Source organism: Vibrio olivae, assembly GCF_042428525.1.
Lineage (GTDB): Bacteria > Pseudomonadota > Gammaproteobacteria > Enterobacterales > Vibrionaceae > Vibrio > Vibrio olivae.
The window spans coordinates 1,238,991-1,263,008 of record NZ_JBHMEP010000001.1; the positions used below are offsets into that span (position 1 = coordinate 1,238,991).

18 protein-coding genes and 1 pseudogene are annotated in these 24,018 nt (G+C 39.6%); 10 read left to right on the forward strand and 9 right to left on the reverse strand.

Annotation, left to right across the window (positions count from 1 at the left end; genetic code table 11):
- Positions 1-174: 174 nt before the first annotated feature.
- Genes ACFFUV_RS05695 through ACFFUV_RS05720 form a run of 6 tightly spaced genes read left to right on the forward strand, consistent with a single transcriptional unit; the run spans position 175 to position 10,714 of the window.
- The gene (locus ACFFUV_RS05695; protein ID WP_390190378.1) at positions 175-3,534 is read left to right on the forward strand and encodes a hypothetical protein; all 3,360 of its coding nucleotides are present in this window, start codon (positions 175-177) and stop codon (positions 3,532-3,534) included.
- Entirely contained in the window at positions 3,531-5,894 is a 2,364-nt protein-coding gene (locus tag ACFFUV_RS05700; RefSeq protein ID WP_390190379.1) for a hypothetical protein, read from the forward strand. The genes ACFFUV_RS05695 and ACFFUV_RS05700 overlap by 4 nt, the downstream gene beginning before the upstream one ends.
- 12 nt (positions 5,895-5,906) lie before the next feature.
- Complete coding sequence (locus ACFFUV_RS05705; protein ID WP_390190380.1) at positions 5,907-6,623, forward strand: hypothetical protein; 717 nt, start codon at positions 5,907-5,909, stop codon at positions 6,621-6,623.
- On the forward strand, positions 6,616-7,077 hold the full coding sequence (locus ACFFUV_RS05710) for a hypothetical protein (RefSeq protein WP_390190382.1): 462 nt from the start codon (positions 6,616-6,618) through the stop codon (positions 7,075-7,077). The genes ACFFUV_RS05705 and ACFFUV_RS05710 overlap by 8 nt, the downstream gene beginning before the upstream one ends.
- Positions 7,078-7,082: 5 nt before the next feature.
- Positions 7,083-9,341 (forward strand): AAA family ATPase, encoded by a 2,259-nt coding sequence (locus ACFFUV_RS05715; protein ID WP_390190383.1) that lies wholly within the window; start codon positions 7,083-7,085, stop codon positions 9,339-9,341.
- Complete coding sequence (locus ACFFUV_RS05720) at positions 9,338-10,714, forward strand: hypothetical protein (RefSeq protein WP_390190385.1); 1,377 nt, start codon at positions 9,338-9,340, stop codon at positions 10,712-10,714. The genes ACFFUV_RS05715 and ACFFUV_RS05720 overlap by 4 nt, the downstream gene beginning before the upstream one ends.
- 337 nt (positions 10,715-11,051) lie before the next feature.
- Here the strand turns inward: ACFFUV_RS05720 and ACFFUV_RS05725 are convergent, their stop codons facing one another.
- The 3 genes and pseudogenes from ACFFUV_RS05725 to ACFFUV_RS05735 all read right to left on the reverse strand — a co-directional run bounded on the left by ACFFUV_RS05725 (position 11,052) and on the right by ACFFUV_RS05735 (position 12,717).
- Complete coding sequence (locus ACFFUV_RS05725; protein ID WP_390190386.1) at positions 11,052-11,516, reverse strand: cyclophilin-like fold protein; 465 nt, start codon at positions 11,514-11,516, stop codon at positions 11,052-11,054.
- 91 nt (positions 11,517-11,607) lie between these two features.
- Positions 11,608-12,056, reverse strand: a pseudogene (locus ACFFUV_RS05730) (cupin domain-containing protein).
- Between the two features lie 37 nt (positions 12,057-12,093).
- A complete protein-coding gene (locus tag ACFFUV_RS05735; protein WP_390190388.1) occupies positions 12,094-12,717 on the reverse strand; it encodes a carboxymuconolactone decarboxylase family protein in 624 nt (207 codons plus the stop codon).
- Between the two features lie 306 nt (positions 12,718-13,023).
- Here ACFFUV_RS05735 and ACFFUV_RS05740 point away from each other — a divergent pair, with 306 nt between their 5' ends.
- Positions 13,024-14,235, forward strand: a complete 1,212-nt coding sequence (locus ACFFUV_RS05740; RefSeq protein ID WP_390190390.1) for a multidrug effflux MFS transporter — start codon at positions 13,024-13,026, stop codon at positions 14,233-14,235.
- 57 nt (positions 14,236-14,292) lie between these two features.
- On the opposite strand, the gene ACFFUV_RS05745 is transcribed toward ACFFUV_RS05740, so the two are convergent.
- The 5 genes from ACFFUV_RS05745 to ACFFUV_RS05765 all read right to left on the reverse strand — a co-directional run bounded on the left by ACFFUV_RS05745 (position 14,293) and on the right by ACFFUV_RS05765 (position 19,478).
- Positions 14,293-14,895 carry a flavodoxin family protein gene (locus ACFFUV_RS05745; protein WP_390190391.1) on the reverse strand — a complete coding sequence of 201 codons (603 nt, stop codon included), beginning with the start codon at positions 14,893-14,895 and terminating at the stop codon, positions 14,293-14,295.
- Between the two features lie 66 nt (positions 14,896-14,961).
- Entirely contained in the window at positions 14,962-15,813 is an 852-nt protein-coding gene (locus ACFFUV_RS05750; RefSeq protein ID WP_390190392.1) for an aldo/keto reductase, read from the reverse strand.
- A 93-nt stretch (positions 15,814-15,906) separates the two neighbouring features.
- Positions 15,907-16,878: an aldo/keto reductase gene (locus ACFFUV_RS05755; RefSeq protein ID WP_390190393.1), complete on the reverse strand. Its 972-nt coding sequence runs from the start codon at positions 16,876-16,878 to the stop codon at positions 15,907-15,909.
- Positions 16,879-16,990: 112 nt separating this feature from the next.
- The gene (locus ACFFUV_RS05760) at positions 16,991-17,884 is read right to left on the reverse strand and encodes a LysR family transcriptional regulator (RefSeq protein ID WP_390190394.1); all 894 of its coding nucleotides are present in this window, start codon (positions 17,882-17,884) and stop codon (positions 16,991-16,993) included.
- A 151-nt stretch (positions 17,885-18,035) separates the two neighbouring features.
- A complete protein-coding gene (locus tag ACFFUV_RS05765) occupies positions 18,036-19,478 on the reverse strand; it encodes an MFS transporter (protein ID WP_390190396.1) in 1,443 nt (480 codons plus the stop codon).
- A gap of 423 nt (positions 19,479-19,901) precedes the next feature.
- On the opposite strand from ACFFUV_RS05765, the gene ACFFUV_RS05770 reads away from it, so the two are divergent.
- From ACFFUV_RS05770 to ACFFUV_RS05780, 3 genes are read left to right on the forward strand one after another with little or no spacing between them, the layout of a single operon-like run.
- Positions 19,902-20,363 (forward strand): cytochrome P460 family protein, encoded by a 462-nt coding sequence (locus ACFFUV_RS05770; protein ID WP_390190397.1) that lies wholly within the window; start codon positions 19,902-19,904, stop codon positions 20,361-20,363.
- Positions 20,317-21,072: a DUF4405 domain-containing protein gene (locus ACFFUV_RS05775; RefSeq protein ID WP_390190398.1), complete on the forward strand. Its 756-nt coding sequence runs from the start codon at positions 20,317-20,319 to the stop codon at positions 21,070-21,072. The genes ACFFUV_RS05770 and ACFFUV_RS05775 overlap by 47 nt, the downstream gene beginning before the upstream one ends.
- Positions 21,073-21,113: 41 nt before the next feature.
- Positions 21,114-22,196, forward strand: coding sequence for an MBL fold metallo-hydrolase (locus ACFFUV_RS05780; protein ID WP_390190400.1), 1,083 nt, complete (start codon positions 21,114-21,116; stop codon positions 22,194-22,196).
- A 499-nt stretch (positions 22,197-22,695) separates the two neighbouring features.
- On the opposite strand, the gene ACFFUV_RS05785 is transcribed toward ACFFUV_RS05780, so the two are convergent.
- On the reverse strand, positions 22,696-23,895 hold the full coding sequence (locus ACFFUV_RS05785) for an aldo/keto reductase (protein ID WP_390190402.1): 1,200 nt from the start codon (positions 23,893-23,895) through the stop codon (positions 22,696-22,698).
- Positions 23,896-24,018 lie beyond the last annotated feature (123 nt).

Consider the following 24,018-nt stretch of genomic DNA (forward strand, 5'->3'; position numbering starts at 1 on the left):
ACCTGTTACGAAACACCAAAAGAACCAAATTTAGATCACAAATTTTGAAAAATTGCAAAATAACCAAATAAAATTATTGATAATATCTAAATATAGATCATATTTTAATTGTTAGAACTAAACATAAATACAGCATGTGGTGATTTAAAGATAGTAGCAGATTAAGGATAAAAGATGAAAATACATACGAAAGGAACCAATCGTCACAAACGTGTTCTTATTGATATTGAAACCTTAAGTGACTTGCTTTCACCAAGCGGTTTATTAACCAATTCCTTTAATACTGCATCAAAGTCCTCCCTATTGTCACCATTGCATGAATCACAAGTCCATTCAGTTCTCAAAACATTAAGATGGATCACTGAAGCTAAAAATAATTTCAAAATAAAAATGGTGCTAATAAAAGAACCTACCGAGCTATCTGCTATAGATGTAGTGTGTGGGTTTAAACAGCTTGAAGAAATCATTTACCAGCGTACAAAAATAAAACGAATAGATTTCATTAGTAGTACTTTTCGTTGGTTTATCAATAAATATGGAGGTGAAGTTTTAGACGGAAGAACTGTTTCGCAATGCGGATTCAGAAGCAGATTCAAAAATGGTGGCGGACTTTCGGGTAATATATCACCTAAATCAATAACATCTGCTACACCTTTCATTTTTAAAACGCTGAGCAAAACAAAAAAAGGAATAGAAATAGTCTACATAACAATTGACCCTGATTGGCTTGATGGCTTAGTTACATCAAGAAGCATACTAGAAAAAAGCTTAAAAAACGCTCAGATAGCAAGCTTTAAAAACCCTAATAATAGTGGAAAAATTTCATCAATACGGGCTATGTTGGAATTGATTTCTCATAATAAACATGCAAATGATATTCGCTCACTGTTATCCAGGGAACCCAATTTAATATCTGAAATTGATGCTCAAAAAGGTTTAATTCAACTAGAAGACTTAGTTCAAGAAAATGGAACTGGGATACAAAAAGCTTCAATACTTAGAACCTTTCTAAATAAATGGGGAGGCTCCCTATCAAATGGTAAAACTATCATTAATTCTGGTTTCAAGTCTCGTTTTGTCAATCAAGGTAAAACCTTAGCGTGTATAGAACCCGTATTCATCTCGGTTAAAAAGTCAGTTCAAGGAATAATATCAACAGAAACTCACTGTATAAATACATACAACTTCGTTTCATTATTACCTCCAAAAAGTCTTATGGCATCAGCTCTGATAAATGCCGAAAAATGGGCTAAAAAAGATCCAATAGAACTAACATGTTTAGAAAGCTTGGAAAAATTACTGTTAATACTATCAAGAAAGTGGACATGGAAAATAAAAAGACTATTAGTAACTGAACCATGTGACATTTCCACGGATTATATCTACCAGGGTTTTATTGCACTAGAGAACATAATTCAGAATAATTTTGAACCTGATGTCCAATTCTTCCATAGCAAAAATTTTCGGAAATTTTTAAACGATTATTCAGGAGTATTACCTGATAAAATAAACATACGACAATGTAAATTCAAAACTCGATTTTCAGCAACAAAAAAAATAATCATCCCATTAGTTTTTAAAACAAAAAGTAAAAAAAATGGCGTTTACAGCTACCATGAAAAAACATTAGATTTGACAGAAATAAATAGTCTGTACACTCATGATGGTTTGCTAGGCAAATCTCTCAACATAGCCGCACAATCATCATTATCAGAACCTATATATGCTTCTATGATTAACTCTATTTGGAAAATACTTAGGTCTATTGAAAAAAAAGGCAATTTAGCAATCAGAACTTTACTAATAACACCACCAAACCAAATTACTCGAGCGCTATTAATTAAAGGTTTTCAAGGTTTAGAAAACTTAATAGAAACAAGAAAATTAAATGACAAAGAAAAAATAAGCATCCTAATTCGTTCATTTTTATCCCAAAGAACAACTAAGCTATCCAACAATCTAACAATTAGGCAATGCCAATTTAAAAGCAGATTTAAAAGGCCAGTTCCTGAAAAAAAATTAATCGTACCTTTAGATGAAAATGGTGATGTAAAACGGTCTCCAATTTTAACCTCACACCAATCTCTAGTTGAACTAAGAAAACAAATCTCAGACTATTATGAAGAAGCAATACAACAAATATTAGATGCATGCTCGGAAGAGATTGGCCGATATAAACAACTCTGTAACGAAGTGTCTCCATTCATAAAGACAGAATTAAACTCTGATTACATCGCAGAATTTGTTTACGAAATACCTGAAGAAGTCAGTTACTATACTGATTATTTCTGCAGTAATAATAGAGACGCCTCTTTTGCTAAAACAAAAGATTTTATTGATGAATACGGTGTCAGTACAATTCTAGCTAGTGCATTACAAAAGAGATTAAAGACTTCCTTAACTTCACATTTTCAATTTCCTGGACAAAGCTTTTGTATACCACCCTACGTAAAAACTTGGTTTCCCAAGAGTGGGCAGACGAATGACTTTATCTGGAGTGGCACACTACTGCCTAGGCAAATCCTTCTAGTCTGCTTTATCCGGATCGTGATTTTCACTACCTGGAATAAAGATGTAGTTGCAACATTAACACCAGATGATTTACCCACCGAGTTGCCCGATAGCCCTTTTATTATTCAAGGGAACAAGAATAAAGTAGACAAACTTACTCCAGAAGTCACGGTTCATCCTCATGACCATGACATACGGGAAGTAATAAATTACCTTATTTTTCATGTTAGGAATATGAGAAATCTTGGTCTTAATCCTCAAACAGTATGGGAAACAATCCACTCTGTTCACTTAACATTTCTCTCTAGCGGGTTTATTAAGCGATTTTGTGAAAGAAGTTCTCACCCAACGCCCTACTTTACTATTGAGCAGCTAGCTAAACATCAAATTAATCTACGATACAAAATCGATAGCAATTTAGAAAAGAGTCGGCAGGAGAGAAATCACTCAAAAGTAAAAACGACTGCAGGCTATATGGCTACACCTCTTGCAAAGATTGAATACGAAGCAAATAACGCTGAATTTCAACGTCGATTAGAAACAACTGTACAGTTCCTTCATGCAGGTGAAAAGTCCCTTATCTCCTATAACATGGATCCTCGAGACATTGACCATAAACTGCTAGCGAGCCCTGACTCTGATGGCGAAGAAAATGCAACATCATTACCTCGTTTTTTGCTTGGAGATGGTTCAAGTTGCGCAAATATATGGGCTCCCGTAGATAAACATAATCTTGACCAAGATATATGTCGTGGTCGTAAGTGCCACAAAGACGGTGGCTGTGTGTATAACGAAATCATTCTCAGCCCATATGAGTTTTCCTTTACCCTTCGAAAACGTAAGTGGTTTATTCCTCGATGTGAACTGCTGTTAAATAAATATGGCAGGGAATACTTCGATACTTATATAGCCCCGGAAATGATTTTTGTTTTTGGACTCACTCGCTATGTAGAAAAGGTTAATCCGGCGCTTTATCGTGAGGCGATGACACGACTTACCCAAGAACAGGAAACAAAATTATGACTACTAGCATGAATATTCTTACTCCTAAAGATGTCTGTGAAATTAAACATGAAATGGAAGACCGAATACAAGCAACTGCCAGTAAATTAGTAGTCACTGATGAGAAATTACAACTTGATGGAACTATTCTGTGCTATAAAAGCATCGTCGAAGGAGAGGAACATACATCAAAGACGAATCTAGTTGATATCTGGCTGCCTGGTGTCGCAGGATGGGAACATCCTGTTCCGCTACTAATTTATCCACACCTAACTGAGACATTAATCACATCATTAGACGACTTCGCAAGCAGATGTGAGCATACAGTGCGTTTCCCTAAAACTACTGGCCCTTCCTATGCTACCTATATCGGTCGTCTAATAGAATGGAACTTGCTGCACGGAAGATACCGTCTTGAACATATTCAAAAAAAACAAATCAAAGATTTGGGAAAACAACTAAAAAAAGGAGGAATGACTCACGCCATAAAATTAAAAGACCGATTAAATGAATTTCTTAAATATCTCGACAGCTCACCTGAAGTATTAAGCTCTTTTTTAACCTTTAGCGGTTCTGCTGACAAAAAAAATAAAATACAAGGTATCCGTTCATCTTTATTAGCAAGGTGTATAGGTTCCTACAGTCTTGACAACATGATACCCAATGAATTTTACCAAAAAATTGCTTCTCATATCATATCTGCAGGCTACAGATTGGAAGATGATTTTTTAGATCGAGGCACCATAGAATACCAACAGCCCGCTGCAAAAACACTGACACACTATTTCTCTTGCTGGAATGATCTTGCTTTAATGGATGGTGTCGATCATTTGACTTTTTCGCCATATCCCAACATAAAAGCAGAAGCAGGAAAACTAGGCCTCCCTCCAAGTCGTACAGCTAATATTCATGTAGACGATGTCGTATCTCTTTTAGGTAATGCTCACCACTGGTTATTCAATGTGGCACCGGTGTTAATAAAGCTTATTAAAGCTCTACGAAAACTCAAAAATAAGTCCCCAACAAAGGGACCGAACAAAGGAGGAAAAGCCAATGAAAGAACCATAAGAGAACGATGGATACCTAAATTTCTCAAAACGTCAAAAATCGTTGATGAATTAGAATCCGTTGCGGGGATCAAACTTTACCGGGAAGGTAGTGCGAATCAGACTACAAATGCCAAAGATGAAAACGTATGGAGTGTTGTTGATTGCATCAGCGGCTTAATGACCGCTTGTTATTTGGTACTACAAATATATAACGCCCGGCGACAAGCAGAAATTCAAGATCCCATTGTAGGAATAAAAAGACAGTATTTTCGTTGTAAATCAAAACGGCATACTTGGTATCAAGCCTTTTTCTTTAATGAGAAGCACAATGAGCGTCTTTGGTATACGTTAAATAAAGGAAGTACAAAGGCTATACAAGTATTAATTAAATTATCCAATGCATGGGATGAACATGGTTACAACGGATTGTTCAATGTTCCATCGTTTGCTTTAGATGATAACCATCATTTTAAATGTTTCATCTATAATTACAATAGAGGCGGACATTGCCGCATCACGGGAGATAAATTTTTAAGACTGTCTCTCGGAAGAGAACCAACTGACATCAGAGAATCTCATACTTATCGCCGTATTTACGCAATAATCTACCATTATCAATATGATAATGCCGATCTCCTCGCCCTATGTCACCAACTCGGACACATCGATCCAGATGATACCATGGTTTATGTCACAGAGCCCATTTCACGTGATTTACATGAACAATTACACCACAAAGTAAAATTGAGTAAGAATGAAGAGCGCGAAAAAACATATGCAATCAAGGAAGAAAACAGAGCTTTACAAAAAATAATTGATGAAGTGGATATTGAGAAAACAGCTGAAGATATTTTGGGCCTAATGCTTGGAAATACCAGTATGGGAGGAAAATATACACATTACCTACGCCGTATATATCGTATTCTAGATAACAGTGTGACGTTCAGTGATGACAAAAACCATAAGATAAACTTTTCAGACCTCCCTCCTGAAACTCAAAGCAAAAAAATGGCACAAGTAATGTTTGACAAAGGACACAGAAATAGACCAAAACCCCACAGTTCATGCCACCGTATTCCCAATACAAAGCGTAATCATGATGGTCCTTGCGAACCAGAAAGTTGTAAGCGTTGTGCTTACCAGGAAGTCAAAGATATCCACCTCTCTATCATGGAACAGGATTTAATCGATTTAAAAGTTATCCAAGACGATTTCACTCAACCATATACTGAACGCATCCAAGCGGAGCAAGCTAGCAAAAACTTAGAGTACTTGATAAGTCATCACAAAAATACCATGAGTAGAAACCAACAACTGTTTAATAAACGGTAATGTGGGGGCTATATGGCCAAAAAAGATAAACAAATTACTGAAGCGCAAGATCGGATAGTCCAAAAACTAGAGATATTGAAAACATGGGCAGAAGAAGGAATTCCGGAAAAACGCTCTCCTGATGGCCATATACAGCTAGATTCTAAGGGAATAATAATCTTAGAATTTTTCCCTCAAAGTGACCGGGCTTTACGATATTGGACTGGTAAAGATTGTACAGAGAAAGTCCGTGAGAAATATCAATTAGACAAACTTAAAACCACATCGAACGATGCTTGGAAACGAGCGCCTATAGCAACCAGAGAACGCTGGAAAGGGACCGGGGGCAACGATGGGCTGATGCACCAACTAAAAGCCAGAGCAATACTACAGACGGAAAATAGCAACACGAGTCGTCTACAACAATTAGAGGATGAATTAGCTTCCGTAAAACTAAACCACAGAGGGGCATTGAACGAATTGATTCAACTAAGAGTTGATAACAAAGAACTAATTGAAGATCTTAAATCAGAAAAAACTCAACATGAATCAACTAGGACTCAGAGTAAAATCGAAAATGATTGGCGAATTCACCAGAACAAATTATTAAGAAACCAGTTAAATATATTGCAATCTCAATATAATGAACTTGCAGAGCGCTATCTGGAGTTGGCAAAACGAACTGGTGAGACACCTCAGTTGACTAACGCAAATATAATCGACTTTCCAGAGAAAGATAAAGATGATTAAGAGAAAATCCAGCCAGGAGGTTGCCAGAGATAACGTCGAAAAGCTCCGAAATTGGCTTGAAGGGCACCCTACCATTCCCATCTATCATGGTGGTGTAAACAAAACTGAAATTTGCCGCATACTTGGTATTACTAAATCCACTATAGGAACGAACCTTTCGTTACAAAAAATTTTCACTGAAATTGAACAGATTGCGGAAGTTCAACAGAAAAAGCCAGGCACCCAACAATTAGTATCCCCTCCTTGCATTTCAGACAGTATGCGTACTTGTCTCAAAGAAAAAGATAATCTGATTAAGTGGTTGAAGAAAGAATTAGATAAAGCCCAAACCTTTAATGAACAGCTCCAACAAGAAGCAGCAACAGAAGAACTTCTAATACTTACTGGTCGCTATGTCACGCCTGCATTCAATCCTCAATCCGATACCACAAGTACAGACGAAGGGACAAAATAACTATTATGCCTCATCAAATAATCACTACGCCTAAAGAAATAACCGAACTACAGGGAGTTGTCACCGCAATCCTTCACAAACTCACCGACGGAAACCGCCACTCTGCGATTTTTTCAATCGTCGTCGATAAGACAAAATACAAAGTTAAGGCATCATTTGGCTGCATAAATGGCATCCCTGCTGTAGGAGAGCTATGGAGCATACGAGGTAAACACACATCTGATCTCACATACGGCTCGCAATTTGAAGCATCGGAAGGAAAACGAATAGCTATAACCGAAGAAACCGACCAGTCGTTAGTTCTAGCATTTATTGTATACAATTCAAATTTCCCGGGCATTGGTCCTAGCTGGGCTAAAAAATTAGATATTGCTTTCAAAGAATGCCTCGTTAAATCTCTCGAAACAGCCAATGTCAGCGACTTAGAACATCACCCCCAATTGCACATGCCACATGTCATGGCCGAGCTGCTACTTCTTGGTTGGAAACGTTGTTCGGCAGAAATACAAATAATGACTTTTCTTGATGATAAAGCGATACCTAAAGATCTATCACAAAAGCTCATGCTCTATTGGGGGAACAATGCAGTAAAAACTCTTTCACATGATCCTTACCGGTTATTACCGTTAATGCCGGTAACATCCGCAAAAACAACATGGCGTAAAATCGACAAAATAGCTCAAGAACAGTTTGGTGTATCTGAACAAGACCCTCGCAGAGCCATTTCTGCTATTGAAGCATATTTGTACTGGGTATTCGACAGCGGAGGCCATATGTGTGCTCCGATACCCGACGTCCAAGGCTTTTTGGATCAGAAAGGCATCCAGTATGATGTGCATGACGTTGTAAACAAACATGGACAGTCGCTTCTACTGATACACGAGAAACGCAATTTAGTCCAAAACATTGGTCACTTTGCTCTTGAGAAAATTGTTTCGGATAAGTTGAATCAACTTTGCCATAATCATCCCTCAAAGCGCCCGCTTCTTTTATTCAATGATTCACTGAGAATCAGATTTGAAATTTACTTCAAACAAAAAAATGAGTTGGAAAACTTCCGACTAACTAAAACTCAACTAAATGCAATACGGCTAGCTATGGCATCAAGATTATCTTTAATTACCGGTGGCAGCGGTACAGGGAAAACAACGACCATAAGCGCTATAGTAACTCAACATGAATCACAAGATACCAATGTATGGCTATTAGCTCCGACAGGAAAAGCAGCTAAACGATTAACAGAGCAGACTGGTCATCAAGCAGAAACCATATTTTCATTTGTACAAAAGCTCTATAGGCGTGCACATAACAGCATAATAGATAATGCGCTAGTAATTATTGATGACGCATCAATGCTTGATATTCCATCCGCTTATAGCTTACTGAAATGGCTACCCTATACCTGTCGTCTTTGCTTAGTAGGTGATATAAAACAACTACCTCCGCTTGGACCAGGATTGGTTTTTCATCAGCTTTATAAATACAAAAACTTAGTATCTGAACTATCACAAACCTATAGGCAAAAAGAAACATCAGATCTTCATATTTTTTGTGAGGCGATTAGCCAACAAGAATTGGCTACAGCAATGAGTGTTCTTCATCCATTCAGTAAAGATACAAGGTATCAGATTTGCTATTATGAACCTAAAAATTTAAGCCATGATCACCTATGTAATTTAGCAGCCAACCTATGGTATGAAATAAATAAAAAATCAGATACCCATATTCAACTTCTAACTTCAACAAGGGATATCTGTGATAAATTAAACGCTGCTATACAAAAAATTAAAATGAGCAAAAACACCTCACAACGTATAATTCATAACTGCATATTTGTTCAAGGCGATCTGGTCATCTTTGAGCAGAACAATTCAAGCATAAAAATATCTAATGGTTCAACAGGAATTGTAAAAGAAGTATATGAAGAGTATTCGGTTATTGACGGTAGAAAATGCGTTGTAACTATCAACTTTAATGATGAGGGTTACCGACATTTGACATTAGAAGACTGCCTGTGGTTGAAATTAGCCTATTGTATTACAGCACATAAAGCACAGGGAAGTCGGTACACACATTCTATTGTTGTTCTTGATAACCCATCTTTAATCGATAACTCATGGCTTTATACTACTTCGTCTCTGACACTTAAGAGTCTATTACTTATCGGTAACCTTGATTTCATCAAAAAGACAATTTCATTGCCTCCTAAAGCTTATCAGCGCCAAATCGGCTATCCAGTACAAATTGAAGGTAATTTCCTATGAAAGTAATAACTGAAACTAAATTAAGCTACTTAGGAAAAGAATATTACATTTTTCAGGATAAAGAAGGAAACGTCATTTGGCCTGCAACAGATTTCATGATATCAAGAATAAGAGATGAGGAAGATCAACCTAGTACTCTTGATACTTATCGGAAAGCTTTAAAACGACTATACCTTTTTCTAGATGAAAATAATATCAATTGGCTGAATATGAATGATGGCTATTTAGGTAAGTTTAGAAATTGGTGCCTAGAACTAACCATAGAAAACCCCAGACATCGTGGTTATATAAATAAGGCTAGACAAACAGTAAACCATGATTATCTTGAACCAATTTATACATTTTATTATTGGGCTCAAAAACAAAAAATTTATCTACCAACTTTACTGGGACCGTGCACAATGGAAGGGCCTGCTTTTCAAATCACCTCAGAGTTACCAAACAGAGATGAAGCCAGGCGCAACGGTAGGAAAGAACCCGCAAAAATTTTTTTGTATCCAAAGCGATTTAGAAATGTTCCAAAAAATAAGGACTCAAAGAGCGCTGAAGACCATCAAGTTACCGAACTACAAGATTACATAATCCAAAACTTCAAAGATTACGAAGCTGAATGTCTGTTGATGATATCCCGAATAATAGGCGACACTGGTACTCGACCTGTGGCCATGGCAAGTTTTATACAGTCACAATTCATCGGTAGTGACGTTGAAAAAAAGTTATTTGATAATTCACACAATAAATTAGAGGTACGCCCACTAAAACAAAAGGGTGGCAACTCAATGCCCATTGAATTTCCTATTGGAACAGCTCTTGCTGTTAGGACTTTCATTAAACATACGCTCATACCATTTATCAAAAAAAATCAATACGAAGAACATCATGGCCACCTGTTTTTAAAACCCAATAGTGGTATCCCACTTCAACCCAGTGATATAACCAAAATATTCAGTACTATCACAACTAAGTTAGGATGGCCCAAAGGACAATCACTCTACAGCTTACGTCACCGTTACGCTAATGATGAATTGGACCGAGAACTAGCAATTAGTCATGAACTGGGGTTCGATACCAGCGAGCCAGTAATCAGACATCAAGTAAGTAAGAAGATGACTCACAGAAGTGAAAAATCTTTGCAAGAATATGTCGAATCACGTCAGCGTTATGGAGCAAAAACAACAGCCAGTCGCCAAGCCACTAAAATTAAAGAGTTGGAAGCGACTGTAGCTAACCAAGCCATTGAAACCAAACAAGCACTAGAAAAAGCTCAGGAACTAAGTGAACTCGCAGAGAGTTCTGCATTAAAGATTAATCAATTAAAAAACAGAATATCCCAACTAGAACAAAATACCGAGGAGATGACACGCAAAAAGTAAGTAAGATTTCAACCTGAAGGATAATCCTCGACGCACACAATTCGTTCAAACCCTCGATTTTAGTTGACCACAAATAGGACAGTGCGTAAATACCAAATCACAATTTTGGGGAAATAGTTGGAACTAATACAACTACGTAATGGAGTCGTCTAACAGCTCCACTTCTCTATTTTCTACGAATGATGATGACCTAAAAATAGTCAGAAAATCGTATGGTCAAGCTCACCTCAGTAACCTGATGATGATCATGCAAATGAAAGCAAGGTGAGTTTTATGTGTGAGTACAAGTAATCTCTCTCATCGCGTAATAAAAATATTATTATTGTTATACACACCACTACCTTTCACCCACCTCAATTCTCATCTCAACAGCACCCGAAAGCTTTTCAAAATCACGCAAGTCAGACGTTATTTTTCCCATCCGAATCAACCCAGATTGACTAGATTCACCTTCTTTAGCATAGAAAATGGCAAACGATCTGCCGGCAGCGTAGTAAGTAACATCGCCGTTACTAAAGTCATCGATTTTCTGACCTTCTTCAGAAATTGCTTTACCAACCTTGCCGTAGTATTCACGGTCACCGTAACGAGTCATCGACATGGTTCTTGGTAGCGTAGCTAAAAACTCACTACTTGTTTGACTATTATCTAGTGTCGCCGTAATGACTGTGCTATCAACCGTCAGCGTTATAGCAACTGATTTATCAGACATTGTTGTTTCCATTTCTTCTGCACTTATGAAACCACTAAAAAAAGCACTGCATATAGCTAGTGCCACATAAATTGAATGTATTGCTTTCATCTTTAAACTCATCCTAAGTTAAATAACCCTTAGTTCCGAATCAACAAACTAAGAGTTTGAGAAATACAGCCTGGTGTCAGTTCAGATTTACTTATTTAAGAAGGTTGTACTCTTCGTCAGAGACTTCTCTAATCCATTCATTGCTTGAACCTTCAGCAGGGATTTCAATAGCAACATGAGAAAACCAACTGTCCTTTGCAGCGCCATGCCAGTGTTGTGTTTCTGGAGCGATATGCACCACATCGCCAGGATGGAGTTCTCGTGCAGGCTGACCATCTTCCTGATACCAACCACGACCACCAGTAGCGAGCAGAACTTGCCCGCCTTTATGGTGAATATGCCAGAAGTTGCGACAACCCGGCTCAAAGGTAACATTTGCTACAATAATGCCTGGAATATTTAGTTAAGCTAAGTAGCTTGTCCCAGTAAAAAATCCGCATATGCTCTATTCTCATCACCGAAAGAAAAGAGCCCTTTACCGCTGAATGTATCAGCTTGTAATTCTTCAGGGATTAATTTATCTGTTTGAATGCTCATCATTCTCTCCAAATCTAATTCTTTTAATGTTTATGGATGGCTAAGCCAATGCTTCTTCCAGCACTCGCTTAGCATTTAAGGCAATGGTCTCTCCACATTCTTTTTGCAGAATCTGTATGAATTCTTTCAATTGTTCTGAAGTTACGCCGTTGTTCATGCTGATAAGGTAATGAGAACGGAGCTGGCTATTTACACCATGTATATTTGCCAAAGCAGCTATCGTCGCTAATTCGCGCACTTTCCAACTCAATATATCTCGCTGAAATATATCGCCAAAAAGGTGCGCTTTTAAGTAACGATCAATCTCAGGAGAAAACTCAAACAGATCTCCAGTCACTGGCCGTCCAACCAGTTGCGTTTGATTTTCGCTACCTAGTTCAAAGCTTGTTCTTCCTTCTGGAAAGGGACTTGCTTCAATACCCAGATCATCTATTAGTCCCTGAACCTTACGTTCTGTTACTGTCTCCAGCAATGTACCCAATCCGTTTAAACTGCGAGGAAAGCCTGCATAAGCGTACATCTGCTGAAGTACCTCTCTTATTTCAATAATGCTTAATCCAAGATTCAGCCCCTGATTAATGCTAGCTTTTAGTTTTGTCAAATCACCACTAGCGGTAAACGCAGCGATTGGAATAATGGCTTGTTCTTTTGTATTCAATTTCATGAGCTTGCTCTCTTCATCGTTATCGTGAAATCCTATGCCTTATGACGGAACACTCCACTCCTACAATCTGGTGCGATCAAATCTAATCCCAATGACAAACGTAACAATGGTCTAACCTTTCAAAAAAGTGGATGAATTATCGCCTGCCATTAGAAAATAAATTACCACAGTAATTAATGAATTAATTTCATATCAGCATTACGTTTTAGTCGATTATTGAAGTAATTCGAGTTTGTTAAAATGTTAAAAGGCGAACATTCATCGCCATATTAACGACATCTTTTATTAGGAAGTGATTAAGACTCTATGAATAACGAAGCTTCAATAACCAAACGGGCAGCCTCGCCAACCACCGGTATTTTATTTATGTCGATACTTGGTGCTTTGATGGCATTTACATCACTTTCGACAGACATCTACCTTCCAGCAATGCCGACAATGGCCACCGAATTGCAAGGTGATGCCGAGCTTACTGTTACTGGGTTTCTTATTGGTTTTGCCATCGCTCAATTGATTTGGGGTCCTATTAGCGACCATGTTGGGCGTCGAATCCCATTGTTTATCGGTATGGTATTATTTGCTTTAGGCTCAATTGGTTGTGCCATGTCTCAGAGTATCGAACAGATTGTTTTCTGGCGCGTATTTCAGGCTCTGGGTGCATGTACCGGCCCTATGCTTGCCCGTGCAATGATTCGTGATTTGTATACGCGCAGCAGAGCAGCACATATGTTGTCTACACTGGTCATCATTATGGCAGTTGCTCCAATTATTGGCCCTCTGTTGGGCGGGCAAATGATTAAGCTCAGCACGTGGCATTCGATTTTTTGGTTATTAGCTGCCATCGGCACGTTCATGTTCTTTTCGATTTTCTATTTACCCGAAACATTAAGTCCAGAAAATCGTACCAAAGCATCGTTAGGTTCAGCGTTTACAAACTACTTTGAGTTATTTAAAAACCTACCGTTTATTCGTTACACGCTTAGCCTGACCTTTTATTACGTGGCTGCTTACGCGTTCATAACCGGCTCACCATTTGTTTATATCGATTACTATGGTGTTGACCCTCAGCATTATGGTTGGTTGTTCGCAGTAAACATTGTCGGTGTGATGGGTTTGAGCTTTGTAAACCGCCAATTAGTCCATCGCTTCCGTCTTGATGCCCTACTCAAAGTAACAACACTAATAGCGACACTGAGCATTGCCATCATGATGATATCTGTCAAAGCTGAACTTGGTGGCATTTGGGTGATAATCATCCCTGTATTCATCTTCTTTTCTATGAACGGGATTATCGCGGCATCTTCTACTGCAGCGGCGCTGGATGAAGTGCAACGAAACGCGGGGTCAGCGTCTGCTGTTATCGGATCACTGCAGTATGGCAGCGGCATTATTTCAACGCTTCTGTTAGCAACATTCAAAGATGGTACGCCATGGACAATGACCTGGATAATCGGTCTGTTTACGGCATTAAGCGCTTTGATTCTCTGGACAAAACGTCCAACAAATAAAACTGCTTAAGAACACCCCCTACTCAGCCACTATATTATTGAATTAGTGGCTGAGTCACTCTTTTCATCACAACGAACTTAGCCATTGCACTACTTCTGCTTCCACATCCTTTGCCCGCTGCTTTTTTATCTCCAGTAATTTGCCATCACGTTCAACACCACCGACCAATGAAATGCCTTGTCTGACATTACATCCTTTACACAATTGGATCACTTGTTCGAAACTACTTCCAACACCATACCCTGCATTAGTATTAAAAGGGATAACGGTTTTGTCCGATAACGAATAGCTACTTAAAAAACTTTTCATCGGTGGCGGTAGTTGCATTCCCCAGGTCGGGAAACCAATAAATACAGTATCGTATTGTTCAATGTTTTCTATATGAGTTTTCAATCCTGGCAAATAATTGGATTCATTTTCCTGACTAACCTGTTCTACTGTCTTGCGATAATTGCTCGGATACGGTTTTACCAGTTCAATAGAGACAAGATCACCCCTGGTATATCTTTGGATCATATCGGCAACAGTCTTAGTATTCTGCGTGCGGCTTAAGTAAACAATAAGCACTTTATTATGTTGGAAAAATACCTGTTCGAGACTGGCATCACCACCTTCAGCTCTAGCGTTAACCGTCACTAATAACAGAATATAAACAAAACGACTCCACATATTCACTCCCTCTCACATAAACAAAAAGAGAGGACAACTGCCTCTCTTTGCTATTTGTTAATCCAATTAGATATCCATGCGACGGTCAGCTAACCAACTTACCATTGCAGGATCTCTGTGAGAGAAAAACGCGCTGGTAGCGGTATCTAGCGAAGTAATCAATGCCATATCTTGAGCATCCAGTTCGAAATCGAAGATATTTAAATTCTCGATCATTCGCTCTTTACGGACAGTTTTCGCTAGCGCCACAATATTACGTTGTACAACCCAACGTAAAACCACCTGGCCAACTGTTTTCCCGTATTTTTCACCAATTTGAGCAAGTGCAGGATGTGTGAATAAGTTTTGGCGACCTTCTGCAAACGGAGCCCAAGCTTCTGGTTGAATGCCATTGGCAAGCATATAAAGTACCGGCTGCAATTGTTGCTGGAATGGATTGACTTCAACCTGATTCACCGCAGGTACCACATTATTAAACGCAACTAAATCAGCCAGCCTATCTGGGGTGAAGTTACTGACACCAATCGCTCTGATTTTGCCTTCTTTATACAATTCTTCTATAGCTCGCCATGCACCGTGTACATCACCAAATGGTTGGTGAATCAAATACAGATCTACATAATCCGTTTGTAGGCGATTCAGAGAACGTTCAAACTGTGCTTTTGCACCTTCATAGTTCACATCCTGAACCCATAGCTTAGTCGTAATGAACAATTCTTCACGGGCGATACCACTCGTTTTGATTGCATTCCCAACCTGGGTTTCGTTCATATAAGCGGCAGCGGTATCAATTAAGCGATAACCTACATCAATGGCATCGATAACCGCTTGCTCACATTCTTTAGGCTCGCTGATTTGATAAACACCAAAGCCAACAATTGGCATTTCAATACCATTGTTTAACTTTACCGTTTGCATATATTTGTATTCCTACATGATGAAAACAATACCGACAATCGGCCAGATCATCGGTATTGCATTGATAAATAATGAACTTAATTAAGATTGTCGTTAGTAACGGGTACCCACAACATCAATGTTCGCCATTGCTGTTGCGATGTCATCTAAGTCGCCACTACTTAACACTAAGTCAGCAGCAGCCATATTTTCTTGAAGTCGGGAGAGATTACGTGACCCCGGAATTGGAACAATCCACGGTTTCTGAGCTAATAACCAGGCTAATGCGACCTGAGCTGGTGTCGCTTCATGCTTATAACCTATTCGAACCAGGAGATCGACAACCACCTGATTGGCATCAATCGCTTCAGCAGTAAAACGAGGGTTATGACTTCTTAAATCACTTTTGTCATAGGTTGTTGACTTAGTAATTGCACCAGTCAGAAATCCACGACCCAAGGGACTATAAGGGACAAGACCAATACCAAGCTCTTCACAAGTTGGAAGAATATCGGCTTCAATGTCACGCCACCAAATAGAATATTCGCTTTGCAGTGCCGTGACTGGTTGTACTGCGTGGGCTTTGCGGATGATTTCAGCATTCGCTTCAGAAAGACCAAAGTGTTTAACCTTGCCTTCCTGAATCAGATCTTTTACTGCACCTGCAACATCTTCAATCGGTACATTAGGATCGACACGATGTTGGTAAAACAAATCTAAACACTCAACGTTTAGTCGTTTAAGAGACGCTTCTGCCACACGTTTAATTTGTTCTGGTCGACTATCAAACCCTTGTGAAGGTGTTGGGCCTGTGCCATCTGGTCTGTGTTTAAAACCAAATTTAGTTGCAATAACGAGTTTGTCTTTATCAAACGGAGCCAGTGCTTCGCCAAGTAGTTCTTCATTAGTGAAAGGACCATAGACTTCCGCTGTATCGAAAAACGTGACGCCTTCCTCAACAGACTGACGCAGAAAAGTGATCATTTCATTTTTGTCTGTGGGTTTGTCTGCAAAACTCATTCGCATACAGCCAAGACCTAACGCAGATACTTCAAGACCGCTAGAACCCAGTACTCTAGTTTTCATGGTAATTTCCTTTTCTAACCTAATGAAGCTTCATTATAGAAACGGGAATAACCAATGATAATGGCAAAAATCTTAATGCACTTAGAAACTCAGCTCATGAATCAATCTTTGATTAATTACGATGATAACGAAGCGCATCCACAAGTAATTTAAATGCAGGAGAAGACAGCTGACGATTTGCGTAATATAAGTAATAACCGTCGAAATAGGGGCACCAGTCATCAAGAACTCGTTCGAGTTCGCCACTTTCAATATGCTGCAGTGCTAAATCTTCGGGTACATAGGTGATCCCAAGGCCTGACAGAGAAGTTTCCAGCCGACCTTGAGAACTCGTCATGATCACCTGCCCCTTAACATTCACGTTGAGAACTTTAGCGTCTTTTTCAAATTCCCACGCATAGATGCCGCCAAATGTAGGCAGCCGAATATTAATGCAATTGTGGTTAACCAATTCATGTGGAGTTTCAGGTTTACCGTGTCTGTTCCAGTATTCCGGTGTAGCAACAACAGCCATACGCATTTTGGGGGAAATAGGGATCGCTATCATATCCTGATCGAGACTTTCACCCAGACGAATTCCTGCGTCAAAACGCTCTGAAACAATGTCAACCAGACCATAATTAACACTGATTTCAACATTGATATCAGGATACTCTAAAAGCAGTGACCGGACTTTAGGCCATAGAATGGTATTGACCGCATGTTCAGCCGCAGTGATTCGAATTGTACCAGCCGGACGCAATTTGAACTCGTTGATGAGTTCTAGCTCACGGTCAATTTCAAAGAGTTTAGGCGCAACAGAACTCATCAAACGTTCACCCGCCTCAGTGGGTGATACACTTCGTGTGGTGCGATTAAGCAGCCTGACATCTAAACGTTGCTCAAGCCCTCGGACAGTATGACTGAGTGCCGATTGAGATACACCAAGCAAACTCGCCGCTTTTGTGAAGCTACCTTCACGGGCAACCGTCACAAAAGCTAAGAGATCGTTGTAGTTTTTATTCATATTCGTAAATCATCTAACCTGACTATTAAGCATTGAAAAGCATTCTATAGGAGCATTTATCCGCTATAAGTATAGAAAACCAAATGCCCCTATGAAATTAATTCATCAATTAAAGTCTAAGTATGACGATTTACTTTAAATAGCACTACAATTATGGCTGTTGAACCGATTTCATAAGCAACCCGTATTTTACTAACAGTGACGGAATAAAATTTAACAGCAACATGATGGCAATCGCTCCGACAATCATCCACACGCTGCCATGATAGGCGGCTGATATCTGATGCGCTAGCAGTAGTTCACCGTCTAAATTTGGTGTTGAGGCCGATGCAAACACAACCACCAATATACTCAATCCTAAACTGCCACCTAATTGGTGCGCTACGTTAACCAGACCAGATGCAGCCCCGGTATCTTCTTTCCCAACTCCAGCCACACCTGCGATGGTCAAAGGACCCAAAGCAGCACCGTTACCAAACCCGATAATTAACATAGGGATAGCTAAACCGTAGAGATAACTGCTCTGCGCTGTCACCATGCTCAAACCAATCAAACCAACCAACAGAAAAACAAATGCTATATACATCACGCCCTGGTTACCAATACGCTTTGTAAATCTTGGTACCATGCGTGAAGCAAAAAACGTTGGAATAGTAAACGGCAAGAAACCTAATCCCGCTTCAACCGGAGTGAAGCCTAAAACACCCTGCATAAACTGTGTTGAGAAAAAGAAGAAACTTACCATCGAGCCAAGGAACAACATGCGAGCTAAATAAGCACCAACACGTTCACGGCTTTTAAATAAACGCAATGGCAGAATAGGTTGTTCCGCTTTGGCTTCATGAACAAAAAAGACAGTCAGCAATATCACTGCTATTAATAATGAAGCTTGAGTAATGACGTTTCCCCAGCCTAAAGAAGCAGATTCAACAATACCAAATACCAGCAGAGTCATGCCTACAGTTGACGTTAACGCGCCAATAAGATCAAAGCTACCAGTATGAGTATCGGACTCTTTAAGCACTTTCTGACCGGCAAACATTAATACCACACCAACAGGAACGTTAACTAAGAACCCGACTCGCCATGTTAGCCAGCCAGCAAATACACCACCGGCGACCAAACCTAAACTGGCCCCTACCCCTGCTGTTGGAGCATAATATGACAACGCTTTAGTGCGCTCTTCACCTTCTGAAAAATAAATAGAGAGCAAAGCTAATGTTGAAGGTGCAAGAATGGCAGCCCCCATCCCCTGAACTGCTCTGGCTATAAACATAGTGGTGGCATTCGGGGCTAAGCCGATAACTAATGATGTAAGAGTAAAGAGTGTCAGGCCAATCATAAACATGCGCTTACGACCGACTAAGTCCCCGGCTCTCGCACCCAGCATCATAAAGCCACCGAAGCTTAATGTGTAAGCATTCTGAACCCAGGATAACTCTGTTGTTGTTAAACCGAAGGCAAGACGAATTTCAGGTAGTCCGGTAATGACAATCGAAGTATCGAGCAAGATAACAAAGTAACTAGCCAGTACTATCGCCAAGACGTGCATTTTATTAACGTCACCGTCTACTTTTGAATAAGTTGGTTTCATTGTGCTTTCCTTCGAATAGCAGGATCATGGATGCCGCAAATAGTAACGATTTGTTACTGGCAGATAACCCCGCTAAATATGAAAGCACTTATGAGCTGTACTAATTAATAACCCTTAATTTATGTTTAACAATTGGTTAGGCGCTTACCTTCAAATAATTTCCTATCAATTTGATTTGTCATACCAAACCAAAAATATCTATTAATTAGAATATTTAATAAACCCTATCATCAAGCACGCATAATCATCAAATTCCCTTTCAGTATACTGGCCGAACAATTACTACATTCAACGAAGCCATTTATTCAGGTCACTTACCTATTGTCGATTACTGACGAGTTAGACTAATAACCGGCTTACTTTGATTATTCTGTCACCTTAAAAGTTACAGCTCCACCTTTAGGAATAGTTACGGAGAAAGTCATGGCATTATCTAAGATCTCAACAATTTTATTATGTTTCGCGACATCCCTTATAACGTCGATCTCGGTTGCAGAGGAAAACCGGGTCACACTACCGAATCTCGATGACCTTGTTCACTACACAACGGTGACACGAGGTGAGGTTACCGAACACATTCTGACGAACCAAACCACTATAGACGCCTTACAAAATGGAATGCCTGCGCCAGACGGTACGCATTTTGTGCTCGCAGATTATCGTAACGGTGAAATATATCGTTACTTTGTGATGGAAAAAGGTGAAAAATGGGGAGAGGACTACCCTGCCTACAGACGCACCGGTGACTGGCAATTCCAGTGGTTCTGGGGAGACGGTCGCATCAATATGGATGAAAATACCGAGCGTTGCCAATCTTGCCATAGCTCACGGGAATCAAATGAATATACCTATACCTACCGTGATCTCATTAGTTTTGAGCACTAAATCAGATATGAGTATATTTAAATTTTCCCCGAAAATGCCTGTTCGATTGGTGTTTGATAGCTTTTCTTTGCTGATGGTCATCCTATGTCTTGCTTATTATTGGCAAGGAAATAAAGTTCATGAGTGGCTAGGTGCCGCACTATTCTTATTTATTGCACTGCATAATACTTATAACCGTTTATGGTACCGTCACATAAACAAGCACATTAAGAAACCGAAGCCTCTGATAATAGTTTTGCTTAATGGGTGTTTGATCCTTACGGCTCTTACTCTGCTGATGACCAGCTTGTTGGTTTCTCGTGAAGTACTCCCCAATATCTCTGAAAACCCGGGCTACTTTATTCGCTCTGTTCATATCGCTGCGGGTTACTGGCTATTCGCTTTAGTTGCGATGCATGCAGGTTTAAACGGCAATAAGGTTGCCAGCTGGTTTACCCGATATAGTTTTATACGCAAAGCACCTGTGCATATAGGAATGAAACTGCTGTTAGCAGCGGTATCTATTCAGGGGATCATCAGCTTTAAGGAAATGGTGATGGTAGATAAACTAACGATGAATCCGGTTCTGTTTATGTGGGACTTTTCAAACCTCCCCGGCTTTATATTTCATCATATTTCTATTTTCGTATTCATCTCATTTACTACTTTCTACACGATGCATCGCATGCGATGGAAAAATTGGCTTAAGGCATCAAAAGAAAACGCGTAGCATCTTTAACTGGCATTGATTGCAAATACTAAGGTTTATTAGTGAAAATCCTACTTGTTATATTGACCATTATTATTGTTTACGGTTGCGTCTACATCAACCGACCAGCATTAGCTGATCCCATTGTTACTACACAAGTTAACAGTGATCATTACGAAAACGGCTTTTTTAAGAACCCAATTGAACGACCGCTAATCACCAGCACTGAGAGTCGTGCTTCGCGTTTATACAGGTTTGTATTTGGAAAAGATACCGATTCTATTCCGGCGCAACCTATTCCTTCTCAGAAAACGGATTTGATGCAGCTAGATCCTTCAGAGAATACGATTGTATGGATGGGGCATTCGTCCTACTTCATGCAGTTAGAGAGAAACACTTTCCTTATTGACCCAGTATTTAGTAGCAATGCTTCACCTGTACCTATGACTAATACACCGTTCGAAGGAAGTAACATTTATACGGCGGAAGACATACCTGAAATCGACTATCTTCTGATTACTCATGACCACTGGGATCATCTCGATTTCCCTACCATAGACGCACTTAAGGACAAAATTCATGAGGTAGTCACACCATTGGGTGTCGGTTCTTACTTTGAACAATGGGGTTTTGATTCAAATATGATCCATGAGGGAGATTGGTTTAGTCGTTTTGAGAAAAAAGATTTAACTATTCACATTATGCCAGCCCAACACTTCTCAGGCCGCTTACTTGAACGCAACAAAACACTATGGGGTTCATTTGCAATCATAACTGGTCAACACAAAATCTACTTCGGTGGTGACAGTGGCTATGGTCCGCACTTTAAGCAAATTGCAGAGAAGTTAGGTAACTTCGACATCGCAGTACTTGAAGATGGTCAGTACAACGATGATTGGCCATATATTCACATGACACCTGAAGAGACCGTTCAAGCAGCGAAAGACTTAGGAACCAAAGCTGTTTTACCATCACACAACAGTAAGTTTAAGCTTTCTCATCATGCCTGGTATGAGCCGTTAGAACGTATTCATCAAGTAAGCCAAAATCAGAGTTATAGATTAATGACCCCGCTTATTGGTGAGTCAATTAATGTTGATCAGCACGACCAAACATTTACGTTGTGGTGGCAGCAGTATATGTAAAGACGAATATAAATTATATCATTGAAATTATATTCTCACATGCTGCGCTAGGTGCATTTTGCTCTAGTGTGGCCTTATGTGATACAAAAACCAACACAAATTTTCTTTCAAACAATCTTGATAACCTTGAACGTCATTTTTCTTAAAATTTGAAACTGAATTATCTAGAGCTGAAAATGCAGGTGGATTGGTTGAAAAGATGAAAATAGCATACCCCACATTGCCAGTTAGTGAAGGTTTAACCATTGGGGCGAAAGTAAGTACTGGCGAGATGAAATGGTAACCAACAAGTAACTATGAATGTTCAAGTAACATTTAACATATTCACATTTTGTGCAGAAGAGGAATAAAGGGGTAACTAGGATAGCCCTAACGATAGCGACTTTATTCCTTTAATACATTTTTTTTAAAAAGAACGACAGTGTCATTTAACTTATATGATACTGTCGCTCTCCTCCTACACAAAAATAATACCAGTGGATTAGAGTTAATCTAAAAACTAGCCTTTCAAAGGTGCCTCTACACCAGAGAAAGCCAGAACTCCGTCTGGAAGACGTTGTCCACGTATTTCAATAGCATTTAATTCCGCATTCAGTTCTGTTAGCTCATTCGGTGTAAATTTAACATCAGTTGCACCGACGTTTTCGATCATATGCGCCATTACGGTTGTACCAGGAATAGGCACTATCCATGGTCTCTGCGCCATAAGCCAAGCTAGGGGGATCTGCGCAGGAACAGCATTCTTACGATCAGCCCAACGCTTAATAAGCTCAATTAACTGCATGTTGTGAGCAAGATTTTCTGGTGAAAAGCGTGGAGTAGAGGAACGAAAGTCGCCAGGTGCAAAATTAGTTTCAGCGTCAATACATCCTGTCAGTAATTGACAATTCAAAGGCCACCAAGGCACAAAACCAATTCCCAGTTCTTCACAAAGTGGTATCACTGCCTTTTCTTGATCTCTGGTAGCCATCGAATATTCATTTTGAATAGCAGTCAACGGTAATTCAGCATGTGCACGACGAATCGTCTGAATACCGGGTTCTGAAAGTCCCCAATGCAAAACTTTACCCTGGTCCATAAGATCCTTGACGGCTCCAGCGACATCTTCAATCGGCACTTGAGGATCAACACGATGTTGATAAAGAAGATCGATATGATCAGTACCCAGACGTTTAAGCGAGCCTTCTACTGCAATCTTAATATGCTCTGGCCGACTGTTTAACCCAGGACCACGCTTACCAGTCTTGGGGTCTATATTCCATCCAAATTTTGAGGTGATCTTAATTTTATCTCGGAATGGACTAATGGCTTCGCCAAGAATTCGCTCGTTCTCAAAAGGGCCATACGCCTCTGCTGTATCGAAGAAAGTGACACCACGCTCGTATGCCTCACGTAGAATCTTAATCATTTGTGGACGATACGGTACTGTAGTATCGAACTTACGGTGCATATTTTGGACACCGATACCAATACTTGATACTTCAAGGGAACCTAATTTTCGCTTCCCTATATCCGAAGTGCTCTGTGACTTTTTGGAGCCTGCAACACCAGAAGAGCTCTGCTCTGAACTGGCTTGTGCTGCAGTAGCAAAAGACAACATTGAGGTTGCTGCTACACTTGCCCCCGCGACAATAAATTTACGCCGATCCATTGTTATAGTTTGATCGTCTCTAACATCGTTACCATTTTTAATACTCATGTTAGCTTTCCTTAATAATTGTCTTAAGTCGTTTACCGATTTTTCGTTCTCTTGTAGTCCAGGCAGACCAGCCAAGTACTAATATTTCGACTGCGCTACTATCCAACGACTTTTTCTGGATTG